2 rRNA genes are annotated in these 3,389 nt (G+C 56.5%); both read left to right on the top strand.

The window, feature by feature from the left end:
- The first annotated feature begins 77 nt into the window (after nucleotides 1–77).
- Nucleotides 78–3,177: ribosomal RNA gene (locus tag Pmi06nite_RS41455) — 23S ribosomal RNA — on the top strand.
- A gap of 91 nt (nucleotides 3,178–3,268) precedes the next feature.
- Nucleotides 3,269–3,385, top strand: a 5S ribosomal RNA gene (gene rrf / locus Pmi06nite_RS41460).
- The last annotated feature ends 4 nt before the right edge of the window (nucleotides 3,386–3,389 follow it).

A 3,389-nucleotide genomic window follows, 5' to 3' on the forward strand; every position in this document is an offset into this window, starting at 1 on the left:
TTTGGGTGTCGTGGTGCGGGGTGGGCTGGTTTCTGTTTGTTGTTTGTGAATTGCATAGTGGACGCGAGCATCTTTGTGGCCAAGTTTTTTAGGGCACACGGTGGATGCCTTGGCATCAGGAGCCGATGAAGGACGTGGGAGGCTGCGTTAAGCCTCGGGGAGTCGCCAACCTGACGTTGATCCGGGGATTTCCGAATGGGGTAACCCAGCACCAGTCATGTGGTGTTGCCGCCGTCTGAATGTATAGGGCGGTTGGTGGTAACGCGGGGAAGTGAAACATCTCAGTACCCGTAGGAAGAGAAAACAATAGTGATTCCGTGAGTAGTGGTGAGCGAAAGCGGAGGAGGCTAAACCGTGCATGTGTGATAGCCGGCAGGTGTTGCGTGTGCGGGGTTGTGGGACCCTCTTGGAAAGGCTGCCGTCTTTCCGGGCAGTGATAAATCGGTGTGGTAGTCGAAGCCTTTGGGATGGGGCGCCGTAGACCGTGAGAGCCGGGTAGGCGAAATCATATCGACTGTTTGGGGTGTTCCCGAGTAGCACGAGGCTCGTGGAATCTTGTGTGAATCTGCCAGGACCACCTGGTAAGCCTAAATACTTCCTGATGACCGATAGTGAACGAGTACCGTGAGGGAAAGGTGAAAAGCGCCCCGGTGAGGGGTCGTGAAATAGTACCTGAAACCGTGTGCCTACAAGCCGTAGGAGCGTAGTCGCCTTCGGGCGGCTGTGATGTGACTGCGTGCCTTTTGAAGAATGAGCCTGCGAGTTATGGTGTGTGGCGAGGTTAACCTGTGTGGGGGAGCCGTAGCGAAAGCGAGTCTGAATAGGGCGTTTGAGTCGCATGCTGTAGACCCGAAGCGGGGTGATCTACGCATGGGCAGGTTGAAGCGTGGGTAAGACTGCGTGGAGGACCGAACCCACCAGGGTTGAAAACCTGGGGGATGACCTGTGTGTAGGGGTGAAAGGCCAATCAAACTCCGTGATAGCTGGTTCTCCCCGAAATGCATTTAGGTGCAGCGTTGCGTGTTTCTTGCCGGAGGTAGAGCTCTGGATGGCTAATGGGCCCTACAAGGTTACTGACGTCAGCCAAACTTCGAATGCCGGTAAGTGAGAGCGTGGCAGTGAGACTGCGGGGGATAAGCTCCGTGGTCGAGAGGGAAACAGCCCAGATCACCGACTAAGGCCCCTAAGCGTGTGCTAAGTGGGAAAGGATGTGGAGTCGCAGTGACAACCAGGAGGTTGGCTTAGAAGCAGCCACCCTTGAAAGAGTGCGTAATAGCTCACTGGTCAAGTGATTCTGCGCCGATAATGTAGCGGGGCTCAAGTACACCGCCGAAGTCGTGGCACTCACACTTGTGTGGGTGGGTAGGGGAGCGTCGTGCGTCCGGTGAAGCGATCGAGTGATCGTGTCGTGGAGGGCGTGCGAGTGAGAATGCAGGCATGAGTAGCGAATCAGAAGTGAGAAACTTCTGCGCCGGATGACCAAGGGTTCCTGGGCTAGGCTAATCCGCCCAGGGTAAGTCGGGGCCTAAGGCGAGGCCGACAGGCGTAGTCGATGGATAACGGGTTGATATTCCCGTACCCGCTGTGACGCGCCAATACTGAATCCTTTGATGCTAAGAGTCCTTAGCTCGGCCGGCTCTTCGGAGTTGGTGTCAGAGTGAACGCTCGGTCCGATGAGGTAGTAGGTAAGCGATGGGGTGACGCAGGAAGGTAGCCCATCCCGGGCGGTGGTTGTCCCGGGGTAAGCATGTAGGGAGAGAGATAGGCAAATCCGTCTCTCATATATCCTGAGGTGTGATGCCGAGCCGATTGTGGCGAAGTGGGTGATCCTATGCTGCCGAGAAAAGCCTCTAGCGAGTGTCGTGGCGGCCCGTACCCTAAACCGACTCAGGTGGTCAGGTAGAGAATACTAAGGCGTTCGGGTGAACTGTGGTTAAGGAACTCGGCAAATTGCCCCCGTAACTTCGGGAGAAGGGGGGCCTTCGCTGGTGTAGGACTTTGCGTCCGTAGCTGGTGGGGGCCGCAGTGGCCAGGGGGAAGCGACTGTTTACTAAAAACACAGGTCCGTGCGAAGTCGTAAGACGATGTATACGGACTGACGCCTGCCCGGTGCCGGAACGTTAAGGGGACCGCTTAGCCGCACTTGTGTGGCGAAGGTGAGAACTTAAGCGCCGGTAAACGGCGGTGGTAACTATAACCATCCTAAGGTAGCGAAATTCCTTGTCGGGTAAGTTCCGACCTGCACGAATGGCGTAACGACTTCCCCGCTGTCTCAACCACAGACCCGGTGAAATTGCAGTACGAGTAAAGATGCTCGTTTCGCGCAGCAGGACGGAAAGACCCCGGGACCTTCACTATAGCTTGACATTGGTGTTTGGGATGGCTTGTGTAGGATAGGTGGGAGACTGGGAAGCCGCAACGCTAGTTGTGGTGGAGTCATTGGTGAAATACCACTCTGGTCGTTTTGGATGTCTAACCCGCGCCCGTGTATCCGGGTGGGGGACAGTGTCTGGTGGGTAGTTTAACTGGGGCGGTTGCCTCCTAAAGAGTAACGGAGGCGCCCAAAGGTTCCCTCAGCCTGGTTGGCAATCAGGTGTCGAGTGTAAGTGCACAAGGGAGCTTGACTGTGAGACTGACGGGTCGAGCAGGAGCGAAAGCTGGGACTAGTGATCCGGCATCGGCATGTGGAAGCGGTGTCGCTCAACGGCTAAAAGGTACCCCGGGGATAACAGGCTGATCTTCCCCAAGAGTCCATATCGACGGGATGGTTTGGCACCTCGATGTCGGCTCGTCGCATCCTGGGGCTGGAGTAGGTCCCAAGGGTTGGGCTGTTCGCCCATTAAAGCGGTACGCGAGCTGGGTTTAGAACGTCGCGAGACAGTTCGGTCCCTATCCGCTGCGCGCGCAGGAGACTTGAAAGGGGCTGTCCCTAGTACGAGAGGACCGGGACGGACGAACCTCTGGTGTGCCAGTTGTTCCGCCAGGAGCACGGCTGGTTGGCTACGTTCGGTAGGGATAACCGCTGAAAGCATCTAAGCGGGAAGCTCGCCTTGAGATGAGGTCTCCCACCCAGTGATGGGGTAAGGCTCCCTGGAGACGACAGGGTTGATAGGCCGGAAGTGGAAGCACGGTAACGTGTGGAGCTGACCGGTACTAATAGGCCGAGGACTTGACCACAAAGCAGTCTTTTTTCTTGCTCGCGTCCACTATGTGATTCAGAAACAACAACCAGGCCTGATTCAGAGGTTGGTTGATAGTTTCATAGGGTTACGGCGGTTATGGCGGAAGGGAAACACCCGGTTACATTCCGAACCCGGAAGTTAAGCCTTCCAGCGCCGATGGTACTGCACCGGGGACGGTGTGGGAGAGTAGGACGCCGCCGGACAATC

The organism is Planotetraspora mira (genome assembly GCF_016863275.1).
Taxonomy (GTDB): Bacteria; Actinomycetota; Actinomycetes; order Streptosporangiales; family Streptosporangiaceae; genus Planotetraspora; species Planotetraspora mira.